This window comes from Franconibacter daqui (assembly GCF_014644275.1).
GTDB lineage: Bacteria > Pseudomonadota > Gammaproteobacteria > Enterobacterales > Enterobacteriaceae > Franconibacter > Franconibacter pulveris.
Genome location: NZ_BMKJ01000002.1, coordinates 310085 through 335335, shown reverse-complemented (window position 1 = coordinate 335335; position 25251 = coordinate 310085). Strand labels below are relative to the sequence as shown.

Below are 25251 nucleotides of genomic sequence, written 5' to 3'. Positions count from 1 at the left end.
TTTTTTTACCTCTTTCGCATGGCGCGCAGTGTATGACGGTACGCCTGCGATGTAAAACTTTGCTCAACCCAGGCGGGCGCTTCATGTATAATCTTGCCCCCTGGAAGCGTCTGCACAAAAAGCAGGTTTTGCCGCTGCTGATGCTTTACAAAGCAGCAGCAATTGCAGTAAAATTCCGCACCATTTTGAAATAAGCTGGCGTTTTGATGCCAGCAGCAAACCGAATTAATCAAAGGTGAGAGGCACATGCCGGTAATTAAAGTACGTGAAAACGAGCCGTTCGACGTAGCACTGCGTCGCTTCAAGCGTTCCTGCGAGAAAGCAGGTGTTCTGGCGGAAGTTCGTCGTCGTGAGTTCTATGAAAAACCGACTACCGAACGTAAACGCGCCAAAGCTTCCGCAGTGAAACGTCACGCGAAGAAACTGGCTCGCGAAAACGCACGCCGTACTCGTCTGTACTAATTCCCTGAGGGGGCGCTCCCCTCAGCGACAGACCGAGTAGTAGTTGTAGAGGCCGTGCTTCCGAAAGGAATGCGCGGCTTATTTTCGTTTATGGACTGATAAAAAACGGGGCTTATGGCTGGACGAATCCCACGTGTCTTTATCAATGACCTGTTGGCTCGCACCGATATTGTCGACCTGATTGATGCGCGCGTGAAGCTCAAAAAACAGGGCAAGAACTACCATGCGTGCTGTCCTTTCCATAACGAGAAAACCCCCTCTTTCACCGTAAACGGTGAAAAACAGTTTTATCACTGCTTCGGCTGTGGCGCGCACGGCAACGCCATCGACTTTCTGATGAACTACGACAAGCTCGAGTTCGTGGAAACCGTCGAAGAACTGGCGGCCATGCACAACCTCGAAGTGCCTTACGAAGCAGGCAACGGCCCAAGCCAGATCGAACGCCATCAGCGTCAGACGCTGTACGAGCTGCTCGACGGCCTGAACGCGTTTTATCAGCAAGCGCTGGCGCAACCGGGCGCCGAACCGGCAAGGCAGTATCTGCAAAAGCGTGGGTTGAGCGAAGAGGTGATCCGCCATTTCGCCATCGGCTACGCGCCGCCGGGCTGGGATAACGTGCTTAAGCGCTTCGGCGGCAACAGCGAAAACCGCAAATCGTTAATCGATGCGGGCATGCTGGTGACCAACGACCAGGGCCGCAGCTACGACCGTTTCCGCGAGCGGGTGATGTTCCCCATTCGCGACAAACGAGGCCGCGTGATTGGCTTTGGCGGCCGCGTAATGGGCGATGCCCTGCCGAAGTATCTGAACTCTCCGGAAACCGAGATTTTCCACAAAGGCCGCCAGCTGTATGGCCTTTATGAAGCGCAGCAAAGCAATCAGAACCCGCCCCGCCTGCTGGTGGTGGAAGGGTATATGGACGTTGTCGCGCTGGGCCAGTATGGCATTAACTATGCGGTAGCTTCGCTCGGCACGTCGACGACCGCGGAGCATATCCAGATGCTCTTCCGGGTGACCAATACCGTCATCTGCTGTTACGACGGCGACCGCGCGGGCCGCAGCGCAGCCTGGCGCGCGCTGGAAACCGCCCTGCCGTACATGACCGACGGCCGTCAGCTACGCTTTATGTTTCTGCCCGAGGGCGAAGACCCGGATACGCTGGTGCGCAAAGAGGGCAAAGCGGCGTTTGAACAACGAATGGAACAGGCGCAGCCGCTTTCCACTTTCCTGTTCAACAGCCTGCTGCCGCAGGTAGACTTAAGCTCGCCGGACGGCCGCGCGCAGCTCAGCACGCTGGCGCTGCCGTTAATCAGCCAGGTGCCAGGCGAAACGTTGCGTATTTATCTGCGCCAGGAGCTTGGCAACAAGCTCGGCATTCTGGATGACAGCCAGCTTGAGCGGCTGATGCCCAAACAATCGGATAATGCCCAATCGCGCCCGGCGCCAACGCTAAAACGCACAACCATGCGTATACTGATAGGGTTACTGGTGCAGAACCCCGAGCTGGCGCCGCTGGTGCCGTCGCTCGCCGGGCTTGATGAGAGCAAATTACCCGGCCTCGCGCTTTTCGCCGAGCTGGTAAATACGTGTCTTTCTCAACCTGGTCTGACCACCGGACAGTTGCTTGAGCATTATCGCGGCACAAAAGAGGCCGCTACCCTTGAAAAACTCGCAACATGGGACGATATAGCAGATAAGGACATTGCAGAAAAAACGTTCACGGACTCGCTGGACCATCTTTTCGATTCAGCGCTGGAGTTGCGATTAACGGAATTGATCGCCCGCTCGCGTACCCATGGGTTAACGCCGGCGGAGCGTGAAGAAGTTCGCGTGATAACTGAAGCACGCGCTAAAAAATAATTTTCTGCGGCTTAATTGCCGATTATATATCGGGACACCCCCGAAAGCCGCATGCCGGGCAGCGGCAACAAAAGAAATTAGCCCGCAATGCTATTGTTGGCGGCAACGCCTACCGACACCAACCCTCATGAAATAAGTGTGGATACCGTCTTATGGAGCAAAACCCGCAGTCACAGCTGAAGCTTCTTGTCACTCGTGGTAAGGAGCAAGGCTATCTGACCTATGCTGAGGTCAATGACCATCTGCCGGAAGATATTGTCGACTCCGACCAGATCGAAGACATCATTCAGATGATCAACGACATGGGCATCCAGGTAATGGAAGAGGCCCCGGACGCCGACGATCTGATGCTGGCGGAAAACACAGCGGACGAAGATGCTGCCGAAGCCGCCGCGCAGGTGCTTTCCAGCGTGGAATCTGAAATCGGGCGTACCACCGACCCGGTGCGCATGTACATGCGCGAAATGGGTACCGTTGAACTTTTGACGCGTGAAGGCGAAATCGACATCGCTAAACGCATCGAAGACGGTATCAACCAGGTACAGTGCTCTGTTGCAGAATACCCGGAAGCGATCACCTATCTGCTGGAGCAGTACGATCGCGTAGAAGCAGGCGAAGCGCGCCTGTCCGACCTCATCACCGGCTTTGTCGATCCGAACGCGGAAGAAGACATGGCGCCGACCGCCACCCACGTTGGCTCTGAACTCTCTCAGGAAGAGATGGACGACGACGAGGATGAAGACGAAGAGTCTGACGACGACAGCAGTGATGACGACAACAGCATCGACCCGGAACTGGCGCGCGAGAAGTTTGTAGAGCTGCGCACCCAGTACGAGGTCACCCGCGACACCATTAAAGCCAAGGGCCGCAGCAATGCCGCCGCTCAGGAAGAGATCCTGAAGCTGTCTGAAGTGTTCAAGCAGTTCCGTCTGGTGCCGAAGCAGTTCGATTACCTGGTGAATAATATGCGCGCCATGATGGACCGCGTGCGTACCCAGGAACGCATCATCATGAAGCTGTGCGTTGAGCAGTGCAAAATGCCGAAGAAGAACTTCATCACGCTCTTCACCGGCAACGAGACCAGCGAAACCTGGTTCAACGCCGCTATCGCCATGAACAAACCATGGTCTGAGAAGCTCCATGAAGTAACGGAAGATGTGCATCGCAGCCTGCAAAAGCTGCAGCAGATTGAAGAAGAGACCGGCCTGACCATCGAGCAGGTGAAAGACATCAACCGTCGCATGTCTATCGGCGAAGCGAAAGCCCGCCGTGCGAAGAAAGAGATGGTGGAAGCGAACCTGCGTCTGGTGATTTCTATCGCCAAGAAATACACCAACCGCGGTCTGCAGTTCCTCGACCTGATTCAGGAAGGCAACATCGGCCTGATGAAAGCGGTGGATAAGTTTGAATATCGCCGTGGCTATAAGTTCTCCACTTACGCCACCTGGTGGATCCGTCAGGCTATCACCCGTTCTATCGCCGACCAGGCACGTACCATCCGTATTCCGGTGCATATGATTGAGACCATCAACAAGCTCAACCGTATTTCGCGCCAGATGCTGCAGGAGATGGGCCGCGAGCCGACGCCGGAAGAGCTGGCCGAGCGCATGCTGATGCCGGAAGATAAAATCCGCAAGGTGCTGAAAATCGCCAAAGAGCCAATCTCCATGGAAACGCCGATTGGCGACGATGAAGATTCGCATCTGGGCGATTTTATCGAGGATACCACCCTCGAGCTGCCGCTGGACTCCGCGACCACGGAAAGCCTGCGCGCCGCCACGCACGACGTGCTGGCAGGCCTGACCGCGCGCGAAGCGAAGGTGCTGCGTATGCGTTTCGGTATCGACATGAACACCGACCATACGCTGGAAGAAGTGGGTAAACAGTTCGACGTTACCCGCGAACGTATCCGTCAGATCGAAGCGAAGGCGCTGCGTAAGCTGCGTCACCCGAGCCGCTCTGAAGTGCTGCGCAGCTTCCTTGACGATTAATCGTCGCTTTCTGACTAAGCCCTCCTCGCGAGGGCTTTTTTATTGCCGTTTTTCTGCGCGACCGATATCCCGCTGTAAAATCACGCTTTACCGGGCCGCTTTGTTTTTGTGAGCGCGCCGGTTAGTTAAGCAAAATTCATTTGTCAGAATTATCTTTCATCATGTAACTTCCCTCTGTTTGAGCCAATCGAACCGGCTTCGTGTGTTTTTTGACACAGCAAGGGACCCCATACGAATGAAAAAAATGATGCTTGTGACGCTATGCGTCGTTCTGGCAGGCTGCGTAAATAAATCTCAGAAACCCACTTCTCTGGTTACGCCCGCGCCTGCTCAGCCTGCCGCTATCGCGCCGCAGCCGCCAGCGCCGCCTGCCCGCACCGAGCCGGATAATAATGGCCTGATGGCGCAGGAGACCTGCCGCAAGGAGCTTGAAGCCCTGCGGGCCTACGGGCCGCGCACCTACAACCGCTACGCGAGCGAGATGGCGACACTGACTGCGAAAACCAGCAAGTTTCTCTCAGTAAAAGAAGATTTGAACCCGCGCATCAACGACATCGTGATGAGCGCTTACCAGTCTCGCATGCAGACGCTGTGCTACAAGATTGAAGCGTCACTCGGCCAGATGCTGGTCGACCAGGCCACAGCCAGCCTCGCTGACTAACATAAAAAACCGCCTCTCAGCAGGCGGTTTTTTTAAGGAATGCGCGGCGGTTATCGCTCACCTCTGCAGAACCAGTCAGCGAAGCGCTACCCGCGACGCCTGCTTCATACGGTGTTCACGTCGCAGGGGGCAGCGAAGCGACGCCTGCCGTCACAACACAACCTTTCCTGAGGCTTTTCCCTCTCTTCCCTTTGGGGAGAAGGTCGGGGCGAGGGGATAGGGTTTAGCAGAACAAAAAGCGTAGCGCCTGCGCCCTCTCCTACCGTCCGCGCATGGCCAGCGCTTCGTCCAGCTCGCGATAAGACTCCACCAGTTTTTCCAGCGAAGCGCGGTTTAACCCGCTAGGATTCGGCAGCACCCATACTTGCGTTTCACCAATCGTTATATTCTGCTTTCCCCACTTCACGCCGCGCTGGCTGAACGCCTGCTCAAACGCTTTCTTGCCCAGCACCGCCAGCGCCTGCGGCTGGTACTGCTCAATCTTTTTTACAAGCAAACGCCCGCCTTCGTGCAACTCCTGCTTTTCCACCTCGCTCGCCTGCACCGTGGGGCGCTCAACCAGCATGGTGATGCCACAGCGGGTATCCAGCAGCTCGTGCTCTTCTTCAGGCTTGAGTTGCCGTTCGGTAAACCCGGCCTGATGGATAACCTTCCAGAAGCGGTTGCCCGGATGGGCGAAGTGATACCCGGTGTGCGCCGACGACTTGCCGGGGTTAATTCCACAAAAAACCACGCGCAGCCCCGGCGCGATAATATCGGTAATCATATTCTTGCCCTGATAACTTACGGATTCCTAAAGTATAAGGCCTGGCAAACAGGTTGCTTAGAAAAACAGCACCCGTTACCGCTTAGGCTGGATTGGCACCGCCACTTCCTTTATAATCCAGCGCCACGGCCCCTTAGCTCAGTGGTTAGAGCAGGCGACTCATAATCGCTTGGTCGCTGGTTCAAGTCCAGCAGGGGCCACCAGACAAAACAAGGAGTTAGATGAAAAATCGTCTGACTCCTTTTTCTTTGGGCGCAAATTGGGTCAGGTAATGGGTCAGGTAACGTTTCAGCATCATTATCTGTACCAATCAGACTCTGCCTGCTTCTGAGCCAAATTCTTTTTGTTTCTTTTAGCTAAAAAACGAGAAAATCGAATGGATATAAACTCAATGTTCATGGTTGACGGCTCTTCCCTTCTGGGACCAACTCATTGCGATCGTAATTTTCGCATTGGGGCTGGTCTAGGCCCTGATGAGCATCATCGTTCTTCGGTTAAGAATAGTCGCCACAAATCCTACAAAAACGAGAACGACTTTTTTCAATCTTTTGTTGATGCAGGGAGAACCGGCGGGCTTGCCTCGAAAAATCGTGCAAGATTTCGCTTAAGCTTAATCTGTCGTCTGGTTCGCGAAGTTCTATATCGACAACCATTAGAATTTAAGCTATCTGCTTCAGAGGTTGCATATGAGATACATGACGATTTTGCCTCCGAAGTGAGAGCGCACGTGGAAATCTATGGCAACGAAAACACTTTCGGTGCTCGTGATAAAAAAATACATATGCCTTTTTTAGAACTCATAACGCGGGAAATTCGGAAACAAGTCAAAAAAGGATATGAGCTGATTAAATCTAAAGCAGAAAAGTTTTACCCAGCCCCTGGGTACGTACCGGCATAATCAGAAGCACTTCAAAATGCTCATCACCAACTAAATCCTACGGAGGATGGGCATGAACATCAACAATCATACGAAACAAGAAATTCTCTCTTTTTACGGTATTGAAACTGATCGCTTAGTCAGGGAAAGTGAACGCTATAAAATTACAGCAATCTCTCGCTCTCAGGCATGGAAGCTGGAAAGAGATGGCCAATTTCCCCCACGTAAAAAGCTAGGCAACAGTAGTTGCGCTTGGTTACTATCGGATTTATTGCTCTGGTGCAACCAGCGTTAAGGGATAGTGAAAGATGCCTATTCCTACCCGCACAGATCTAACACCAGTATCGCTCATTCGATATCATGGTAAATGTGATGTATGCCACCACCTTAGAATTAGCCGCTCAACACTTGATCGCTGGATCCGAAAGGGTGATTTCCCCCCACCGCTTAAAGTAGGGAAAAAGGTTGTGGGATGGCCTCCAGAATTAATGATATGTATTAAGTATTAGTAAGAGGGCGAATAAATTAAGGTAACTCGGCAGGTATATATCCTGTCGATTTCGCTCACCCTGACGATGAACCAATATTTCATTATTTTCGACAAGACAATAAGTCGTCAGACCGTGTAACGTCAGAAGCCAAAGCTAACCTGCACTCAGGATTATTTATAATATATGGCTAGTAGCAACTCAGTAGAAACCTTTCAGGTATCACGGAAAAAGCTCGGTTATTTTTTGTATCAGAATTATGCATTGCCGGTATATGAATGGTCACAATGCATGATCCGTCCTGAGCCAAAAATTATGCGAAGTATTCTGGATACAGTGCTGGAAATGTTTAGTCTTTCAACTAAAGTGCTGGTGGTTCGTTTCGACCTGCATGTCAAAGAGCATAGCGAAACAAACGTTATCCTGAGCAATTTTAGTAAGATGCTAACTAAAATCTTGTATAACAATTACGCCAAAACCTGGTTTCATCTGATATGGGTACGTGAGCATGGCCACAGTCCATGCCAGCACTATCATTGCGTATTGCTAGCGAATGGGCAAAAAGTTAATCATCCTGGAAAGCTAAATAAATTAATGGCAATGTGCTGGCATGAAGTTTCAGGGGGAACATTCAGTCTGCCAGCAAACTGCTATTATCTTTGGCAGCTTGGTAATAACAAACTGTTCGGACAGATTATCTATCGGTTGAGCTACCTGGCTAAGAATACGACCAAAAAGCGTTTTAACATTTATACCAAAAGGCATGGAAATCGACGAATTTCAGGAGATCAAAAAAAGCAAAAAAAGTCATTAACTCAACTACTACCAATTATTGATTAAGTGATACAGGCATAAATAAAAGATATTGATTTACCCTCAGCAAAGTATACTCGATCAGAATAAAATCACAGGCCACTGATAATCTCATAAAAACACTTTTACTTAGAGCGCACTCCCGCAATCTGAAAAGCGATAAGGTTAGATTAATGCCATACAATCACAGTTATGAAAGAGCAAGGCAAGCCAGGCGGAAAGCTCTGCGCTCCATAAATAAAACAATACTGACTTATGAAAATCTTGATAGTTTGATTCCTGCAGAAAGAATTCAGGCCATTCTTGCTTTCAGGAGTGTTAGTTTGACAAAGTTTGCAAAAGCGATGCAAATGCCCTTGTCTACGTGCCATTATATAGTAACTGGATATACACGTATCACAACAGAGCTGGCGTTCCGGTTAAGCTATGTGCTCGGTGGCACACCTGGAAATTGGATTCGCTTACAGCATGAATATGAACTATCTCGATTGGTTTTTAATCCAGAAACGCTAACACGGGTTAACTGCAAATTTGATGAACCTCAACACTGGAACCTTAGGTATAGAGACGATAAAGAAATTGAGGATGGAAATATCGATTAGCTTAGAGCTAATGGGCCAGCACGTTTATAGAATTGCTTACGCAGCTGAAGCGGCACAAACTTCAGACAAAAAAATGGCTGATCCAATGACCAGCCACAGGATGCCATGAAGCTTAAACTTTAATGCGATCTAATCGCCCTGCCAAATGTATACATATGCGGCCGAATACGCATCAAGCACTCCGAAAGTGATCATATAGCCAAGACATTTTCGTATGATCACTTTTAGATTGAGTTAAAAAGTGATCATCACCACTAAGTCATTGTATATGCTATTTTTTTCACTTTTCGCCTTTTGTGAAAACAGTGACCGTTAAAAATAAAAGGACTGCACATCAAACAGTCCAACTGTTGGATACCATTTCAGCCTGTTTCAGTATCAGTTCAACGGCATAGGGTGTTTTGTCAGGCGGATACTTGTACTTACGCAGCGTCTGACGTACCAGAATCCGTAATCTCGCCCGTACGCTTTCCCGAACCTGCCAGTCAACGGTCGTTGATTTACGAAGTTTCAACGTGACCTCGATAGCCAGTTTCTTAAGAACATCATCACCCAGTTCTCGCACTGCGCTCTCGTTTTCCGCCAGTGCATCGTAGAAGGCGATTTCGTCCGGGTTTAGCCCCAGCGACTCATCACGCGCCATTGCTTCCTGAAACTCTTTTGCCATCTGGATCAGTTCTTCAATGACCTGGGCAGTTTCAATGGCGCGGTTATTGTATTTGAGCAGCACGGCTTTCAGGCGATCTGAGTATTTCTTTTCCTGCACCACGTTGTTTTTGGTACGGGCATGAATGCCGTCATTTAGCAGTTTCTCCAACAGTTCCACTGCCAGATTGCGCTGCGGCATTTCGCGCACTTCTTCCAGAAACTCGTCTGACAACAATCCGATATTTGGTTTTTCCAGACCTGCCAGTGCAAAAACATCATCCACCCCGTTCGCAACAATAGCGTTATCGAGGATTTTACCGAGTAGCGTATTTTTCTCTGACTGACTGAATTTCTTATCGGTTGTTGTCAGCTTGATTATTGCCACTTTCACCGCAGACAAAAATGCTATCTCTTTCTGTAGAGATTGAGCTTCATCCAGTGTGCTGCATAGTGACCATGCTTTGTTCATTGCCAGCACAACATCAAAGAAGCGCTTTTTACCGTCATCGAGACCCAGCACATAATCAGCGGCTTTGAGTAAAAATCGTTGGGGCATCTCTGCAAAACCGGTGTAATCAAACCCGGCAGCGGTGGGTGTTTTAGCAAACATCCCATGAATTACATCCAGCTTTTCCAGCAGAATAGCGAAAGCTTCACGGGCATCGACAGTCGTCTGTCCCTTGCCTTTGGAATCGGTATAGGTTTTCAATGCCTGTTTTAGTTCATTGGCGATACCGATGTAATCCACCACCAAACCGCCTGGTTTACCACATGCTTGTAGTTGGCGGCATCCATGTTGGCGCGCAGCTTGTCGGCCGCCTTCCAGAATTTGTTATCCAGCTCAGTAAGAAACTGTCGTTCAGGGTTGTTCATGAAATCCTCGGGGTAGATCGTAGCGAAAAGCAGTCACGCTTATTACAAATACAGATGTGGAATGCAGTTCGCAAAATGATACCCGGAACGTGAGCGATTACAAACGACACAGCATGAAGAAGTTTGCTTTTGCAGGGTAAAAAATAGGAAACTAGCTCATCGTCTCGCCTGCTTATTCCTCTTATACCGTTCATCTTTTGAACGACGGGAGCTGTTCAGGGTTAGCCTAGAGACACACTAAAAACTACTGCATATAAATCAACTAATTATTGATTTAATTGCTGATAGTTATTCTTATTATGGATAATATTTTAACGGGTAAAACAATGTCCTGGCTTAATTCCCTTTTAGTGACACTTACATCTGTGGAACCCCATAAGGTACCTGTCACAGTCATCGGCCTCGTTACCTTTGCCGTCATATGTTTTATTTTCTTTTATTTAGTCAGAGCTATCAGAATTGTTAGTGGCCTGAAAAAATACACACGATTAATCAACAGCATTGAAAAAAGCGAGCCAGAGGTTCAGATAGCTCATCTGCAAAGCCTGTTTCAGCGGCCTGAACTCAGGCATGCGTGGAACGAGTTCGAAGAATCATTGCACCCACAGCGTGAACTTGAGAACGGAGAAGAAAAAATTGTTCGAGTTCGCGCTACAGCACCAAGCGCAAGTTTTTTCTCAGAACAACAACTGGTTGATATTCCGCTAAACACTGAGTTCTTTAAACATCTGCCCGGTATTCTGACAGGTGTGGGAATTATCGGCACCTTTTACGGACTAATGATTGGGCTCAACCATTTCGATCCCACTACACCTGAGCAGGTCACCAGCAGCGTCAATAATCTGCTGCACGATGTGCTATATGCCTTTCTGGGTTCGGCATTTGCTATTTTTGCTTCCATTCTGGTCACCTGGCTGGAAAAGCTATCCATCGCTAAATGCTACAAGTATCTGGAAAAATTCACTGCGGCCCTGGATTCTCTCTATGACAGCGGTGTTGGCGAGGAGTACCTTGCCTCGCTGGTGAAATCCAGTAGTGAAAGCGCAACTCAGGCACGCCAATTGAAAGAGAGTCTGGTTACCGATTTACGCGATATGTTGCTGGGTCTGGCCGAAAGCCAGAAAATTGAAAATGAACGACTGGCGAATACATTAAGTAACACCTATCGCGAATCGGGTGCACAGTTTGCCGACCAGGTGAGTGGTGCAATTGAAAATAGTCTGAAGTCACCGCTGGAAAAAATCGCGGGTGCAGTTCAGACCGCCAGCGGCGATCAAAGCGGCATGGTGCAGAATATGCTGCAGGATGTGCTGACCGCATTTATGGCGAAACTTGATACCACCTTTGGACAGCAGTTTACAAATCTGAATGACATGATGGGGCAGACTGTTGGCGCTATTCAAACAATGCAAACCGGTTTCGCCACGTTATTACAGGACATGCGTCAGGTGAGCGATGATTCCCGCCAGGGCAGCGCGCAGCTCATCGAGCAACTGTTATCAGAGATGAAATCTGGCCAGCAAGCTATGCAGGCTGGCCTGAATGACATGCTCACTAGCCTTCAGGCCTCGGTGGCTAAAATTGGCGCGGAAGGTGAAGGTGCCGGTGAGCGAATGGCTCGCCAACTGGAAAAAATGTTCGCTGATAGCGAGGCGCGAGAAAAAGCCCAGGCAGAACATATGACCGCCTTTATTGAAGCCATTCAGAATTCAGTGCAGCAGGGGCAAAGCGCCACAATGGAAAAAATGGCAGCCTCTGTCGAGTCGCTTAGTGGACAACTGGGTAGCCTGTTTGGGCAGATTGATAAGGGTCAGCAACAGATTTCAGCGACTCAGCAAGCCAATCAGCAGTCACTGCATGAACAGACACAGCGTGTGATGAGTGAGGTAGACGATCAGATCAAACAACTGATCGACACTGTTGCCAGCCAGCATCAGGGAACGACAGAAACACTTCGCTTACTCGCAGAACAAACCAACCGACAAATTCAGGATATGCAAAACGGCGCAGACAAAATGCGTCTGGCTGCCGAACGCTTTGAACATGCAGGTGATCGCGTGTCGGAAGCAAACCACCTTACCGCTGACGTGCTGAATAAAGCGCAATCAGCAGGTTCATCACTCTCCCTTGCCACCAGCGAACTTACTTCCGTTGTGGCTGATTATCGTAACAACCGGGAAGCCATTAGCAAATCCATTGCCATGCTGGAGCTGCTCGCCGCAAATACGCAGTCTGAACAAACCACCCGCAACAAATTCATCGCCGATCTTCAGCTACATGGTGAGCGTCTTCAGGGCTACAACCGTGAAGCACAAGCTTTTATGGAAAATGTCAGTGGCGTGCTCGGAAAAGGGTTCGAAGACTTCTCTGAAGGTGTTTTACGCAGCCTTGATAAAACGCTTGGCAAACTGGACGTGGAAATGGCGAAGGCCTCTACTCTGCTCGCGGGTTCTGTTGAACAGATTGGAGAGAGCGTCAGCGAGCTTGATGATGTTCTGTCACGCGTTCGTGCCTAAGGGGTGACAGCTGATGTTTGGACATGCATTTGGCGTTAAAAAACGCCGCAGCGATGAAGCTGAGAAACCCTTCTGGATCTCCTATGCCGATTTGATGACGGCCATGATGGTATTATTTTTGGTGGTTATGGTAGCGTCATTGAGTTCTGTCACACAGCGTATTCAGCGTGCGGAGGAAGGGGAAAAAGTCAGGGGACAGGATATCGCCAGATTATGTGAACGCCTGGAGCTTCATGCCCGAAATGTGAACAAAACCATCGTGGTTGACTGCCACGATAACCGTATCAGCTTCGGCGAGGCAGGTCGTTTCGACCACAACCGGTTTTTCCTTAACGCTGAAGGACAAAAAGCGTTGCAGGATGTCGTCCCCCTGGTGCTTGATGCAGCCGAAAGTGAAGAAGGCAAGAAGTGGTTTAAGCAGATCGTCATTGAAGGGTTTACCGATACCGATGGTTCGTATCTTTACAACTTACATCTTTCCCTTCAGCGCTCTGAGTGGGTTATGTGCAGTTTGCTCGATAGTCGCAGTCCTCTTCAGAACAGCATTTCTACAGAGCAGCAAATCCAGATTCGTAAGCTTTTTCTGGCAGGTGGCGTTTCGTTTAATAACGCGAAAGAGAGCAAGGAAGCCAGCCGCCGTGTTGAGTTGCGCATGCAGTTCTTTGGGCTTAAGGATAAACACGATGGACTCAATGAGTTAGATTTCCCTTCGGTGGTTAATAAAGAAGTTTGCCAGCTGGTAATGCCACTATGACGCCTGCACTAAGTTCTCTTTCTCAACGCATTGCCTCAAGACTCTCTTCCGGACAACGGGATGACCATTATCTGCATAATGATTTCTACGCGCTGGCGTCCGCTGCTCTCGATATGGAAAAGCGTTTTGATAAGGCAGACAAAATCCCTTCACCGCCGCAAGAAATGCGGCTGGCGGCCCTGCGTTGCCTTCGCCTTGCACAAGAACTAACAGAGCGAGAGTGGCGGATGGTGTTTTATGGACTCGCCGATAATGATCCGTCATATCCCGATCGGCCAATACTGCTTGAGGATGATGCGTTTTTCCCTGAAGTAAACAATGCAATTAAAAAGCGGCTTGAAACTAAAACCCTGAAACGCCGAGACTGGGCCGCACTCTGTTCAAGCTATTTTGCTTACCAGAATCCATCACCTGAGACAAATCCACACTGGTGCGTACTGCGTAGTCATATAGCTCAGGGTTACCTGGTGGTGAAAGCGGCTATACGACGAGAAAAATCGTGGATGAAAACCATTGAGTTTTATTACGATATTTTTACTCCTCAGGCGGGAGGCGTGATCTCCAGACAGTTACTTGCGGGGGAGAGCAATTCACTCTCATCATTAGAAAAAATCGCGCAAATCCCTGATAGCAGTTGGTTGTGGAAACGTATTTTCACGGTGCTTTTAGCGCAACTGGACACGCTCGACGATCCCCAGTTTCTGGACAAAATTAGCTGGTTGTTAGGTCTGGCTGCGCAGTGGGTACGTTTTCGTGATGACATCATCACTGCAATTCTGACTCGCTATTATCATTCTATCTATCGCGATCAGGCTCATTCAGCTTTGAAGCAGGCCGCGCTGGAGTATTGGGATAACCCGCAACTGAAAAGCCAGCAGAATAAATGGCATCAGTACGTTTCTGAACCCGTAGCAGCTATGGTACGCGGCTGGCTGGCTAAACAAGACCTGATGCATTTCTTCGAGCTGTTACGCGGAAACGGCGATGTTGACCAAGCCAGACTCTTTTATTGGCTACGTTTCGCCAATCAGATGGGATTTACCCGTATCGTCATGGGAACTGATGCCTGGCAAGATCATGGTAGTGACTTTGTGAAATTCCGCGAAGAGAATAAGGGACGATTGAGCTATTTACGAGGCGGACGTAGCTTTGATAACGCCATGATTATGCAGATCAATGATTATCTGTTCGTCGAATTTTCTGGGACAGGAAATGCGATGTATGCCTATCGAATAGGTCACGCGCCATTTAACCCTGAAACACGCACGCTTGATATCAATATTCATCTAAAAGATCAGGGGCGCTGCGCGCTCAGGCTGTCCCATGCACCTCGTGCTGAGGGATATAACAAAGTTCGGATAACCGGCTGGATGTTGAAATACGACGATGAGCTACGCAAGTTGGGCATTCGGTGGATGGCAGAAGAACCCGTCAAGTTTGTCGATACAAAAGCGTCCTCTCCCACCTCTATGTCCGACATCAAAATCATCAACCCATTGCGTGATACGGCTATACAGCACCTCGTTGAGGGTAGGTCATGTATCGTTAGCGATAATCGACAAAAAGGTGGCGTACTGTCCGTACAACTCAGTGAACCTGACAACACCATAGAAAGAGAGTTGTTACGGCTAGGCTTTGCGCCCGTGGCTAAAGAACCGCATCGTTACTGGATCAAATAATGCTGAAACGTCTGTTAAGTAAACTGGCGGGAAACCGTCAGCAGATAGAACGCCACCTAAAGAATCAGTACCAAGTTGAGGAAAACGGACTCAACTTTCCGCTATCGCTGGTTGATGATTCGCAGCTTTGGGCACTGGCATCCTGGCTTGAACAACTGGCTGAAGAAGACTATCTGATATCACTTACAGACCGGTGGTTGTTGAGTTGGGACGCACTGTATCGCCTGCTGGAGGATGAGGAACATGCCAGCAGCCTGCCTCTCATCGGTGTACCTGACGTACTGCCTTTACGCGCAAGCCTGAGTTCACGAGGTGCGTTAAGCGATAGCGATTTTCGCGTCTGGATTGCTGAATGGGCTACGTTTCCAGCCCGCAAGCCAATCCGTTTCAGTCGTATCGGTGCCATTTTAACCCATGAAAATCAGCAACACCTGTTATCGCGGGAAAACTGGGCACTCTTACAAGCAATAGAACAACTCAGTGCACAGCAAAATCAGACTCCTGGCGAAACCGCTAACCAGCTGGGATGGGCCGCTATTCGCAAATGTGCGAAACAAGCTGCCGCAAAATTTGATGATTATTTAGAAAAAACGCATGTCGTTAAACCAACTTCATTGTCATTACGATTGCGTAAAGCAACGATTGCCGATACTGCGGTTATCGAAATTGAGCCCCATTTCGAGGATCAGCCTGCTAACTGGCTGGCCAGTTTTGACAAGAACTCGCAGGTTCACGATAGCTATCGTATCCCCGGCGAGAATGGCGAACTCAGCCATGTCATTATCCCTCCCGAAGTGAAAGATGTCTTAAATTCAATACACTCGATCCCAGGCCGTCGAGTGGCTGGAAGTGAAGCGCTTTCCTTTGTTCGCAATCCTTATACCTTCCTGGGTGAAGATGCCGCCAGTGTTATCGCCCCTGAAGAACATGAACAAGCACTGTTTGATGCCAGGATTTTCTTTCATCATTTTAGGTTGATACCGCAACTAAATGCGGAAAGTAAGATCGCAGAAGTTACGCTGGTACTTGAGCCTGTTTCACCTGTTCCGCAGCCAGAAATCACTTTTGTGTTCTCAGCACCCTGGGAGCTGGATAAATTCATACAGCAACTCGGTATTAGCGTCGCTGCACAGATGCCTGCCGGTTCATGGCAAGGTTACGAGCTGGAATTAAGTCAGTTCACTGAACAGCAGTGGCACGATTGCCAGGGACTGCTAACTCGCTGGCAGCAAGAAATTGAAGGAAAAGAATTTAGCGATGTGCTGGATATTGCGAAGTATGGTGATCGCGTGATTGGCATTGGTGAATTTGAAAAAATATCCTCTCCCTGGCTGACCAAAGCGCAAAGCGAAAACTGGCTTCCTGATGACATCGATTTCTCCGCGTTTTCAGTCGAAACACTGTCTGGCTGGCAACCTGAAAATCTTCACCATTTTGATGAACTGCAGGAGAGAATTAATCAGGCAGAAGCCGCTGGTGAAACGCATATCACCGCACCATGGAATGACAGCCAATTACCGTTAGATGCTGCTAAAACCTTCAGTAAGAACTGGGAAAAACAGCAAAGCACTGCAAATGAATCTCAAGCTAATATTGCAGATAAAACTGCCCGAGCTGTACTTAAAATTGAGCAGAATATTGAAGAAGCGGCCTACATCAAACAGCGCCGCAATTCACTCCTCAATGCGCGTCATGCCGAGCCTGAAATTCCTCTAAGCCTTAAAGATCATATCCGGCTCAAAGACCATCAAAGTGAAGGCGTAGCCTGGCTCCAGCAACTCTTCCTTCGTTCACCTGAGGAAACAGCAGGTTGCCTGCTGGCGGATGATATGGGGCTTGGGAAAACGCTGCAAATTCTGAGCTTCCTGGTATGGTTCATTGAAAAATTCCCGCAAGAACCACCGAGTCTCATTGTTGCTCCTGTCTCTCTTCTAGATAATTGGGAACGTGAACTGGACAATTTTTTCTATACCGCAGGAATACCGGTATTGAAATTGTATGGTGAGACCATTAAAGCGGTAAAATATCCCAAACAGGCTATACCTGCTCATCTGCAATCTCAGGGGATCAAAAACCTGCTTAAACCCGGCTGGCAAGGTGAGGCGAAAATCATCCTGACGACCTACGAAACGCTTCGCGACCAGGAGTTTTCTCTGGCACGCCAGCCGTGGTCCATTATGGTGTGCGACGAGGCACAAAAAATAAAAAACCCAGCTGCGTTAATCACACATGCGGCCAACGCGGTACATGCCCGGTTTAAAGTGGCATGCACAGGAACGCCAGTCGAAAATACACTTGTTGACCTGTGGAGCTTATTTGACTTTGCCCAGCCAGGATTGTTAGGGGCACTAAATGAATTTGGTAAACACTATGTTCGTCCCATTGAGAACGAAAATGACCGCGATACGGAACGGCTGGAAAGCCTGCGGGCGCTGATAGAACCTCAGACTTTACGCCGCACTAAAGAAGAAGTTGCGCGTGATTTACCCCAGAAAATTGAAGTGGAAAGCTGCAAGCAATTGACGTTGTCTGGCGTGCAAAAACAGCTCTACCTTTCGTCTGTTGCAAACTGGCAACAGCAGCAAGCACTGAGCGAAGGGATGCAGCAGGCCGGAACCGGTATGTTAGGTTTGTTACACCGACTGAAACTCATCTGTGCACACCCTGCAGTAGTTAATCCGGAGCCACGTTTTCGTGATAACTCCCCCAAACTTAACTGGCTGCTGAAAATACTCGCAGAAATAAAACACACCACGAAAGATAAGGTCATTATTTTTACGGAGCTTCGAGATTTACAGCGCGAACTTCAACATGCTATCCATCAAAAGTTTGGTTTCCGCCCTGTCATTATCAACGGTGATACCAGTACTAAAAGTCAAAACCAAAACAGCCGCCAGCGCCTGATTGATGATTTTCAATCTCAACCTGGGTTTGGGGTGATTATTCTCTCTACGGTTGCTGTCGGGTTCGGCGTTAACGTCCAGAAAGCCAACCATGTTATTCATTTCACTCGCTGCTGGAATCCAGCCAAAGAAGATCAGGCAACGGACCGGGCGTACCGAATTGGGCAAACTAAAGATGTGTATGTCTATTACCCGACGGTAAGGGACTCTGAAATCATTACTTTTGAAGAAACTCTGGATGACCTTCTGCAGCGTCGACGTGCATTGGCCAGAGATATGCTGTGTGCAGCTCCTGATTTGAGTGGTGCTGATTTTGAGGCTGTTGTTGCCAGAAAATCTTCCATTTAAATACCGCTAAATGCTAACCGACGCTGGTATTCATCGGATCGTTATCAGCTTTCAGGCCGTAGTTAAATGCTGCCATCAGGTAGGAACGAATCCGATTTGCATGGACCACAGCATCACGTTTAAATTCAGCAGTAAATGCGTTGCTCATTGGTTCACCTGTGAAATTTTGAGGTGAGCATATCACCTAAACTCAGATAGCCAAATTTAGCGTCCCACTACACACCAATTTATCAAGGACCTAGACAGGAAACTGGCTAGGTCTTTTTTGTTTTTCAGGTGATGTAATCCTCAAGATACATCATCTACTCATGCAATCAGAATATCCTCCACTACGCGATTTTGCAGATCGCTCAGTACCGACAGCCAGAAGTTCGCCCCTTCGCTTTTATATAGATACAGGCTTGGAACTTCTTTTTGCCTTCTAGATTCAGCACCTGTAGGGTATAAGCAACCTTACTCTGATACCGGCCATCTTCGTGGATTTTACTATGAATCGCATCCAGCCTGACGAAGGAGCAAACCCTCTCCCGCGAGTGCTGCTGCCACTGATTAAGTTCAGGCATAACTGAATCGGTGAACACACGGCTGCTGGTAGTATGCGGAGTCGCTGTTCCGGACACTGAAATATGTGCCTCGGTAGCCGTCATGGGGGTTCAGAACGCTGGAAGATACCTGCGGATAAATTTACGGGTTGGTAAGAGCGGCGCCATGTGGAAGACTATGGCTTACTGAAACGACGTCATGAACTGTACAGTCGGGCGCAGAAATCGCATCCTGAACGCGAGTCAGGGAGGACAAGAAACTGGCAACCGGAAGGTCCTGTGACTTTGAATCCGGAGCGGGAAAAACAGACAGCTTAAATTAACTAAGGGGTGACAACTACCTTGACACTTACCGGAGGCCGCTGCGATCTTTTCGATTACATCAAAATGCTATGTAACAGTAAGCGTCGGCATGCTTCGAGCGATAAGATGTCACCGACGGAATATTAAAACCAATATCATCAATGAATCAGATATATCTAGGTTATCAGTGGCGATTCAATCATGGCTTTAGAACAAGTTATTTATGACCCTGAAGAAGTTAAAGGACTCTCTGATGAAGGGCTTTATCGACGACTTTGCGAGAGCTGGGGTTCCACTAGCGGAAAACTGGCAGTTTGGGGCAAGATTCAAAATCGAACAAACTCTGGTGCCCGAAAGCTCCCAACACTTCTTCTAGATATAAAATCCCTCCAAACGGGACTGGACATTGAATACCCCATTAATGTCCGTTTGGCCATGGTCAAAGGTGTTTTTGTTTCTTTCAAAAGCGTCGAAGAGTTGTTTGGTATAGAAGATGAGAGTTTTATCTCATGCGAGCTTGCTTTAGCGCCTCAATCCGAGCGTAAAAAACATGAAAACCCATTCGAATGCAATGTGGTGGTGAGTTCAGTTCGTCGACTTGTCAAACTTCCTGAATATAGGACGAATGACATCATCAAAGGCGATGAAAGTATCTTACTGGATGATGCTGTTTATAAGCTGCATTTACAGAACGTTCAATCAAGAATTGACGGCGAAGTCAGTGCGCTAAAGGCAGAATTCGAGCGCGAAGAATCTTCATTAAAGGCGCAGATATCATCATATGAAGATCTGCTTCAGCAAATCCAAGAAGACCTAAATAAAAATAATAATGTTCTTTCCCAAGCAAGAGTTAAAGCTCAAGAGTTGGAAGAAAAAAATACAGAATGGCTACGCAAAATCGCGTTGCAAAAGAAGGTAGAAGAGACGATGTCAAAAAAAATTGAACGCTTGAAAGCCTATGTCGAGAGTAAGGCTCTATTCCTTAAGAGCTTTGAGTTTCTGGATGATGAAGATTTCGATTTTTTTGTAGGCAATCGTTCATCTGCAGCACAGCAAGGTAAACATATCTCCTTTTCACAAACCCTTGACTCTAAATACAGTAATGCAGTTTCTTACATTCAAGCACACTTGAAAGAACGGGACATTCTGTACCCGCGCCATATCATCGAGAATTTCCTTACTCTAATTCGCACCAATGACCTTATCATTTTGGCGGGCGATTCGGGTTCAGGCAAAACGAACCTAGTTCAGTCATTTGCTAAAGCGATTGGTGGAGTATCGAAAATCATCCCCGTTAAACCGAACTGGACCAGTTCAGAGGACTTGCTGGGCTATTACAACCCACTAGAGAAGAAATACCTGGCGACGCCATTTCTTGAGGCATTAATCGAGGCTAAGCAAAACCCAGATATCCCATACTTTATCTGCTTAGACGAAATGAACCTTGCCCGTGTGGAATATTACTTTGCCGATTTTCTGTCCAAGCTAGAGGAGCGCAGCGAGCAACCGACGATTCAGCTTTATTCGGATGATGAAGCAGCCCATGTTCTTGCAGAGCTAAAAGGGGTTGTTTCGGTCATTTCTAACGCACAAGAAAAATTCAGTAAAAATGGCATCGTGGACTTCGTTGCGCTCCTGCAGGATGAAGAGATTAACGCTGAAATGAAGCGCTCGTTTGGCTTTAGCGACAAAGATTCGTTGATTAAATACCATGGTGACATCAGACGCATGTTGGCAGGTGTTCTTGGCACGCCTTCGTCTATCACGATTCCAGCAAACGTTAGGATCATTGGTGCAATTAACATCGACGAGACTACCCATTACCTATCACCAAAAATTCTCGATCGTGCACATGTGATGAAATTTAAGAGTCCTTTATTGACAGACTGGAATGCAATTTTTGATGAGATCGAGTCTTACGGACTTGATGACGTCAATTTGCCACTTGTGTTCGATATTGCAGAGCTTGGCGAACGTAGGCCTTATCCGAAATTTGAACGTTCGGATGAATTCTGTGAGCTGTTCACCACCCTAAATCGAGAAGTTTTCGACCCGCTTGGAGTGGAGTTTGGCATGCGTACCATTCGTCAGGGACTTAACTACATAAGTTTGTTTAGCGATGTAAACGACAATAAACCTCTGGCTATTAACAACTTTATCGTTCATAAGGTGTTGCCTAAATTCACGTTTGATGGCGATAAGCAAGTGGGCGATTATAGTAAAGTTGAGCTTGTTAGCCGTGTATTCTTACCTCGCCTTGAATACCTTTTGGATAATCAGACAGAGATTGCGGCGGAGTTTTCATGCACCAAATCGGTAGAGCGTTTGGTAAAGACAGCCGAAGCAAATGATGGCGTTGTGAACTACTGGGCATAATCATGGACGTTCCATTCATTATCAAGTTTATCGAAACCAAATGGCATGATAAGCAAACCTTAGTAAGTGTTAACGAGTCAGAGTACTCGCTGAAGCTTGAGCATCTGGGAAACAACACATTCTCTGCGCATACGATCATCTACCCTAGGGTCGACGAGCTACGATTTGCTCAACTAGCAATTAAAGCTAAACACGGCGACAAATCACCGCCTTATATTGCAATGCCCAATGGCGAGAAGAAGCCGTTAGAGTCGGTTATCGATCCTGCTTCTAATTCTGTGTGGTGGGTTGAGCCTGCTCATTGGGATACAAAACAACGGGTTTGGCGTAGTGAGGCGCGGCGAACTGCTGGCCAGATTACATTCGTTGTTGGTAACTCAACGCTAAAGCTCGATATTGATATTTCCGAACAGACCAAATCAGACCTTTCTCGCTACCTATTAGATTTCAAAGCAGACCTGTGGGAGTTGATTCTCGATGAGAACAGCCATATTACGGGCGACGCTAAAAATTCTCTGGTGGCGGCCATCGATCAAAAGGCTTTGTCACTGGTCGCATCTATTCTGATTAATGTACAAACAATCCTCAAAAAGCCCAAAGTTGAGCTGAAAGAAATTCAACAATTGAAGCCGACCAAAGAAGTACGCCCTGTTCCACGCACGTTTATGGAGATTTGCACTAAGGGTTCGCGTAACCATTTAACCAGTCGCGCATCTGAGCCGAGCTACAACGTGCCTGAAAATCAATATGTCTTGTATGTTGTTTCGAGCACGCTGAACATTGTAAAGCAATTGGTTAGGGTGGCTGAGAGCAAAACAAGTCGTTTCTCTGATGCCGTCGACAAGCTTAATGAGCGTTTAGAAAGTTTAAAAAACTATCGCTCTATCAACCGTGATCTAGTGGTTAAAGACTTAGAGCGGCTGAAAAAGCTCTTTGATACAAAAGAAATTAATAAAGACCTAGCGAATAAATTAGATGAAATTAATGCCAATATGTACTTTTCACAAAATATTGCCACCAAAGTTTACCTCAGGTTAGAAAAATCTACAGGTTCTGAGAATGAATGGTGGGCTAAAATCAAGCCCCAACTAAGTGATGATTGGCAACAGTTTGAGCAAGATAGATATACTATTTTTAGCTCTGGAAGCCCGTACGCAAGCTTGTTTAAGCCTTACAGCGACTATGAGATGGAAGCGATAATGCCTGCGCCCTCTAAGAGAGGAACAGCTTCGATCTTGCGCCCAAATCACATATTCCGACTAAATTTTTTGGCAGATTCGCCATCACTTCAGAGATTTAAAGACAATTTTTCCAAATTGCGCAAGCGAGGTATTGTTCTAAATCAAAATAACTGGAAAATGAAGCTAACACCGGAAGAGCTTTCTGAACAGGAAAAAGAGCGTTCGACCATCAATAAACGTTTGAGTTACTTTGTCACTGAACGTGAAAAAGTGGAAATAGTACGCAAAGTTCTGGAGCCAAAAATAAAACCTTTCCAACAACTAGAGAAAGAATGGCGTCAATGCAAAGTCAAAAGTAAAAGTACCTTTCCTAACTCCATGACATTTGTACAGAACCCTGCCTACCAAGCGGTCCACTCAGGTTTTAAAAAGTTGAAAGAACAGATTGGTCTGCCAGATGAAGACATTTTGATTTCGCTGGAGAAGATCGAGGCAATAGGCCTGATCAACATGCCACTACTCTATGAACGCTGGTGTTTGCTTCAAATCATTAAGGTGTTAACTCATGCTTTGCGATATCAGCTGGAGGATAACTGGAAACGTAAATTAATTTCGAATATTCAAGGCAATGAAGAAAAATTCAGCATTCAGCTTTTCAACCCAAGTGTTTCCAGAGCGATTACTTTGCAATACGAGCCGTTTCTAGCCAATGGTAAGCGCCCAGATTTTGTTCTGGATGTGAAAGCGACCACAAAAAGTGGTGAGCAGATTTCAAAGCGGCTAGTCGTTGATGCAAAGTACTATTCAGCTGCATATCTCAAGCAAAGAGGTGGAGTCGGTGGAGTTATCCATGAACTTTACAGTGACAAAGATTATAGCGAAGGCCAAGAGAACAGCGTATTTGTTCTTCATCCCGTGTTAGAGGCAGTGGAGAAAATTGTATCCCCGCAAGAATGGGCGAAAAACAGTTATCTCGGCGAGCTTTCCATGTTCGATTGGGAACATGCGTATCACGGACGCCAGGCAACAAGCTATGGGGCGGTATGTGCCAATCCAATGAACTCGCAACGCTATCTTGACGAAATTCAGCGTATGCTTGGCATGTTTCTACAGTACGGCATTGAAGATAACTCTCCTTTACGAGGAGCATCGGATGATACTCATGCCGTGAATTTCTGTGTTTCTTGTGGCTCATCAGACGTTGAAGACGTTTCTAATCCAATACGCTCCAACAAAGAAAAGCGTTGGTATCGGTGCAATGAGTGCACACAATTTACGGTTTATACCCATTGTGGCTCTTGCAATACGAGGCTTATCAAAAATGGAGAGTACTGGACTTACTTGTCCTTGATGCCCATGTCATCGATTAATATCAAATGTCCAAACTGCGAGTCCCCCGTTTAACATGTTTTTGTCCAAAAGAATGCCAGAGCTTACCGTCCACTACTCCGTTATCTGAGACATACCTGAATATAGTTTTCTAACTGTATTGTAGTGGCACACTGAATACAAAAAATAAGGCTTTTCCATCCATAAGAAAGGCCATCGCTGTAAAAAATTAATCACCCGCGACTACAACTGACCTGCTCCCCGTTATTAATACACCGTGATGTTGATGTTAGTGATGTCTTCATAAGTCACATGAGGATATCCCCATGAAGAAGCCATTTTCCGACGAACAGATCATCAGTATCCTCCGCGAGGCCGACCATTACCGAAGTGCTTTTCGGTTTAAGTCCGCGGATTGCTGTATCAGTTAACTGAGTTGCCACACCATCACCTGTTAGTTTTCTGTTACCTGACCCAGTAAAAGTTTGGGTCAGGTAATGGGTCAGGTAACGATCTTACTGCCCAGAACATCCAGAGACAAACAAAAACAAACATCAATTAATAAGCTAATGATTTTTATGAATTTAATATACAAACCAGAACAAATGAGAAGATGTATGATAGCAATACCTTCATGACTCATAATCGCTTGGTCGTTGGTTCAAACCCAACAGGGGCCACCAAATTTTAGCTGTAAAATCATATAATTAAGCCACCCCGCAAGGGTGGCTTTTTTGTTTTTCAGATTTGAGTGGCAGCAAAATGGCGCCAGAGGCTCAGAGATGCCATTAGCCATTGGGTGGATGTTCGCTTAGTTTCGCAGGCTGGACTCATCAAACAACCATTTTCCGGCGCGTGCAGAGTCGATATACATCGCTATGGTCAACGGTTTTTGATCTTTACTTTGCGGCTTACGTGAGAAGAAAGATCTCGTTTTCCAGGGATAGTAATTGCTTAAAGAAAAACGGGCTGGCTCAACATCAAAATGGCTGAAGAATTTTTCTGCCATTTCAGCTACATCGTCAGCCTCAAAAATTCTTGCAGCGTAGCACTATCATCAATCTCAACCTTTCTGAACAGCGTCGTGACTAAAGGCAATTCATCCTTAATGAACTGCCTGACCTCATTATCCATGAGGTTGTTCACCCTATTTTATCCACCGGACATACGAGCAGATTATACTGGTGAACAGTCCTGAAACTAGTTTGAAAGACCATCAAAATAATAGGTACCGTTTATCTCTTCCACTGTACCAATCAGTTTCTCCTGGTAAAGTTAA

Annotated in this window: 20 protein-coding genes, 1 tRNA gene and 2 pseudogenes; 17 read left to right on the top strand and 6 right to left on the bottom strand. The window is 47.6% G+C overall.

All coding sequences use genetic code 11. The features are described 5' to 3' along the window. Positions 1 to 32: 32 nt before the first annotated feature. The 5 genes from IEX01_RS10880 to IEX01_RS10860 all read left to right on the top strand — a co-directional run bounded on the left by IEX01_RS10880 (position 33) and on the right by IEX01_RS10860 (position 4974). Positions 33 to 194, top strand: a complete 162-nt coding sequence (locus IEX01_RS10880; protein WP_154663432.1) for a hypothetical protein — start codon at positions 33 to 35, stop codon at positions 192 to 194. A 52-nt stretch (positions 195 to 246) separates the two neighbouring features. Continuing rightward, a complete protein-coding gene (rpsU, locus tag IEX01_RS10875; RefSeq protein WP_001144069.1) occupies positions 247 to 462 on the top strand; it encodes a 30S ribosomal protein S21 in 216 nt (71 codons plus the stop codon). Positions 463 to 576: 114 nt separating this feature from the next. Beyond that, positions 577 to 2322: a DNA primase gene (gene dnaG, locus IEX01_RS10870; protein WP_024558908.1), complete on the top strand. Its 1746-nt coding sequence runs from the start codon at positions 577 to 579 to the stop codon at positions 2320 to 2322. Positions 2323 to 2474: 152 nt separating this feature from the next. Continuing rightward, on the top strand, positions 2475 to 4313 hold the full coding sequence (gene rpoD, locus IEX01_RS10865) for an RNA polymerase sigma factor RpoD (RefSeq protein WP_024558907.1): 1839 nt from the start codon (positions 2475 to 2477) through the stop codon (positions 4311 to 4313). Between the two features lie 235 nt (positions 4314 to 4548). Beyond that, positions 4549 to 4974: a YuaE family lipoprotein gene (locus IEX01_RS10860; protein ID WP_024558906.1), complete on the top strand. Its 426-nt coding sequence runs from the start codon at positions 4549 to 4551 to the stop codon at positions 4972 to 4974. Between the two features lie 259 nt (positions 4975 to 5233). Here the strand turns inward: IEX01_RS10860 and mug are convergent, their stop codons facing one another. Beyond that, positions 5234 to 5740: a G/U mismatch-specific DNA glycosylase gene (gene mug, locus IEX01_RS10855; protein WP_024558905.1), complete on the bottom strand. Its 507-nt coding sequence runs from the start codon at positions 5738 to 5740 to the stop codon at positions 5234 to 5236. Positions 5741 to 5867: 127 nt separating this feature from the next. On the opposite strand from mug, the gene IEX01_RS10850 reads away from it, so the two are divergent. The 6 genes from IEX01_RS10850 to IEX01_RS10825 all read left to right on the top strand — a co-directional run bounded on the left by IEX01_RS10850 (position 5868) and on the right by IEX01_RS10825 (position 8520). After that, a tRNA-Ile gene (locus IEX01_RS10850) sits at positions 5868 to 5943 on the top strand. Between the two features lie 173 nt (positions 5944 to 6116). After that, positions 6117 to 6638 (top strand): hypothetical protein, encoded by a 522-nt coding sequence (locus IEX01_RS10845; protein ID WP_188723840.1) that lies wholly within the window; start codon positions 6117 to 6119, stop codon positions 6636 to 6638. 52 nt (positions 6639 to 6690) lie between these two features. Continuing rightward, positions 6691 to 6912, top strand: a complete 222-nt coding sequence (locus IEX01_RS10840) for a helix-turn-helix transcriptional regulator (protein ID WP_229701840.1) — start codon at positions 6691 to 6693, stop codon at positions 6910 to 6912. A 13-nt stretch (positions 6913 to 6925) separates the two neighbouring features. Next, the gene (locus tag IEX01_RS21835) at positions 6926 to 7126 is read left to right on the top strand and encodes a helix-turn-helix transcriptional regulator (RefSeq protein ID WP_188723838.1); all 201 of its coding nucleotides are present in this window, start codon (positions 6926 to 6928) and stop codon (positions 7124 to 7126) included. Positions 7127 to 7291: 165 nt separating this feature from the next. Further along, positions 7292 to 7945, top strand: coding sequence for a YagK/YfjJ domain-containing protein (locus IEX01_RS10830; protein ID WP_188723837.1), 654 nt, complete (start codon positions 7292 to 7294; stop codon positions 7943 to 7945). A 146-nt stretch (positions 7946 to 8091) separates the two neighbouring features. Continuing rightward, positions 8092 to 8520 carry a HigA family addiction module antitoxin gene (locus tag IEX01_RS10825; RefSeq protein ID WP_188723836.1) on the top strand — a complete coding sequence of 143 codons (429 nt, stop codon included), beginning with the start codon at positions 8092 to 8094 and terminating at the stop codon, positions 8518 to 8520. Between the two features lie 334 nt (positions 8521 to 8854). Here IEX01_RS10825 and IEX01_RS10820 read toward each other — a convergent pair. Next, positions 8855 to 9934: pseudogene (locus tag IEX01_RS10820) on the bottom strand (DUF3387 domain-containing protein); the annotation flags it as partial. Next, positions 9886 to 10041, bottom strand: coding sequence for a DNA methyltransferase family protein (locus tag IEX01_RS10815; protein WP_229701839.1), 156 nt, complete (start codon positions 10039 to 10041; stop codon positions 9886 to 9888). The gene IEX01_RS10815 and the pseudogene IEX01_RS10820, both read right to left, overlap by 49 nt. A 326-nt stretch (positions 10042 to 10367) precedes the next feature. Here IEX01_RS10815 and zorA1 point away from each other — a divergent pair, with 326 nt between their 5' ends. Genes zorA1 through zorD form a run of 4 tightly spaced genes read left to right on the top strand, consistent with a single transcriptional unit; the run spans position 10368 to position 18241 of the window. Then, a complete protein-coding gene (gene zorA1 / locus IEX01_RS10810) occupies positions 10368 to 12557 on the top strand; it encodes a type I Zorya anti-phage system protein ZorA1 (RefSeq protein ID WP_188723940.1) in 2190 nt (729 codons plus the stop codon). Between the two features lie 13 nt (positions 12558 to 12570). Then, positions 12571 to 13311: a type I Zorya anti-phage system protein ZorB1 gene (zorB1, locus tag IEX01_RS10805; protein WP_188723835.1), complete on the top strand. Its 741-nt coding sequence runs from the start codon at positions 12571 to 12573 to the stop codon at positions 13309 to 13311. After that, positions 13308 to 14990 (top strand): type I Zorya anti-phage system protein ZorC, encoded by a 1683-nt coding sequence (gene zorC / locus IEX01_RS10800; RefSeq protein ID WP_188723834.1) that lies wholly within the window; start codon positions 13308 to 13310, stop codon positions 14988 to 14990. Before zorB1 ends, zorC begins: the two co-directional genes overlap by 4 nt. Continuing rightward, complete coding sequence (gene zorD / locus IEX01_RS10795; protein ID WP_188723833.1) at positions 14990 to 18241, top strand: type I Zorya anti-phage system protein ZorD; 3252 nt, start codon at positions 14990 to 14992, stop codon at positions 18239 to 18241. The genes zorC and zorD overlap by 1 nt, the downstream gene beginning before the upstream one ends. Before the next feature lie 13 nt (positions 18242 to 18254). On the opposite strand, the gene IEX01_RS21705 is transcribed toward zorD, so the two are convergent. Continuing rightward, a complete protein-coding gene (locus IEX01_RS21705; protein ID WP_268237269.1) occupies positions 18255 to 18389 on the bottom strand; it encodes a hypothetical protein in 135 nt (44 codons plus the stop codon). 161 nt (positions 18390 to 18550) lie between these two features. Beyond that, a pseudogene (locus IEX01_RS21745) lies at positions 18551 to 18816 on the bottom strand (transposase); the annotation flags it as partial. 471 nt (positions 18817 to 19287) lie between these two features. Between IEX01_RS21745 and IEX01_RS10790 the strand changes: the two are divergent. Together IEX01_RS10790 and IEX01_RS10785 are read left to right on the top strand one after the other, a co-directional pair. Further along, positions 19288 to 21462: an McrB family protein gene (locus IEX01_RS10790; protein ID WP_188723832.1), complete on the top strand. Its 2175-nt coding sequence runs from the start codon at positions 19288 to 19290 to the stop codon at positions 21460 to 21462. A 2-nt stretch (positions 21463 to 21464) separates the two neighbouring features. Continuing rightward, positions 21465 to 24047: a nuclease domain-containing protein gene (locus tag IEX01_RS10785; RefSeq protein ID WP_188723831.1), complete on the top strand. Its 2583-nt coding sequence runs from the start codon at positions 21465 to 21467 to the stop codon at positions 24045 to 24047. 736 nt (positions 24048 to 24783) lie between these two features. Here the strand turns inward: IEX01_RS10785 and IEX01_RS21740 are convergent. Continuing rightward, on the bottom strand, positions 24784 to 24981 hold the full coding sequence (locus IEX01_RS21740) for a DUF1493 family protein (RefSeq protein WP_308423942.1): 198 nt from the start codon (positions 24979 to 24981) through the stop codon (positions 24784 to 24786). Between the last annotated feature and the right edge of the window lie 270 nt (positions 24982 to 25251).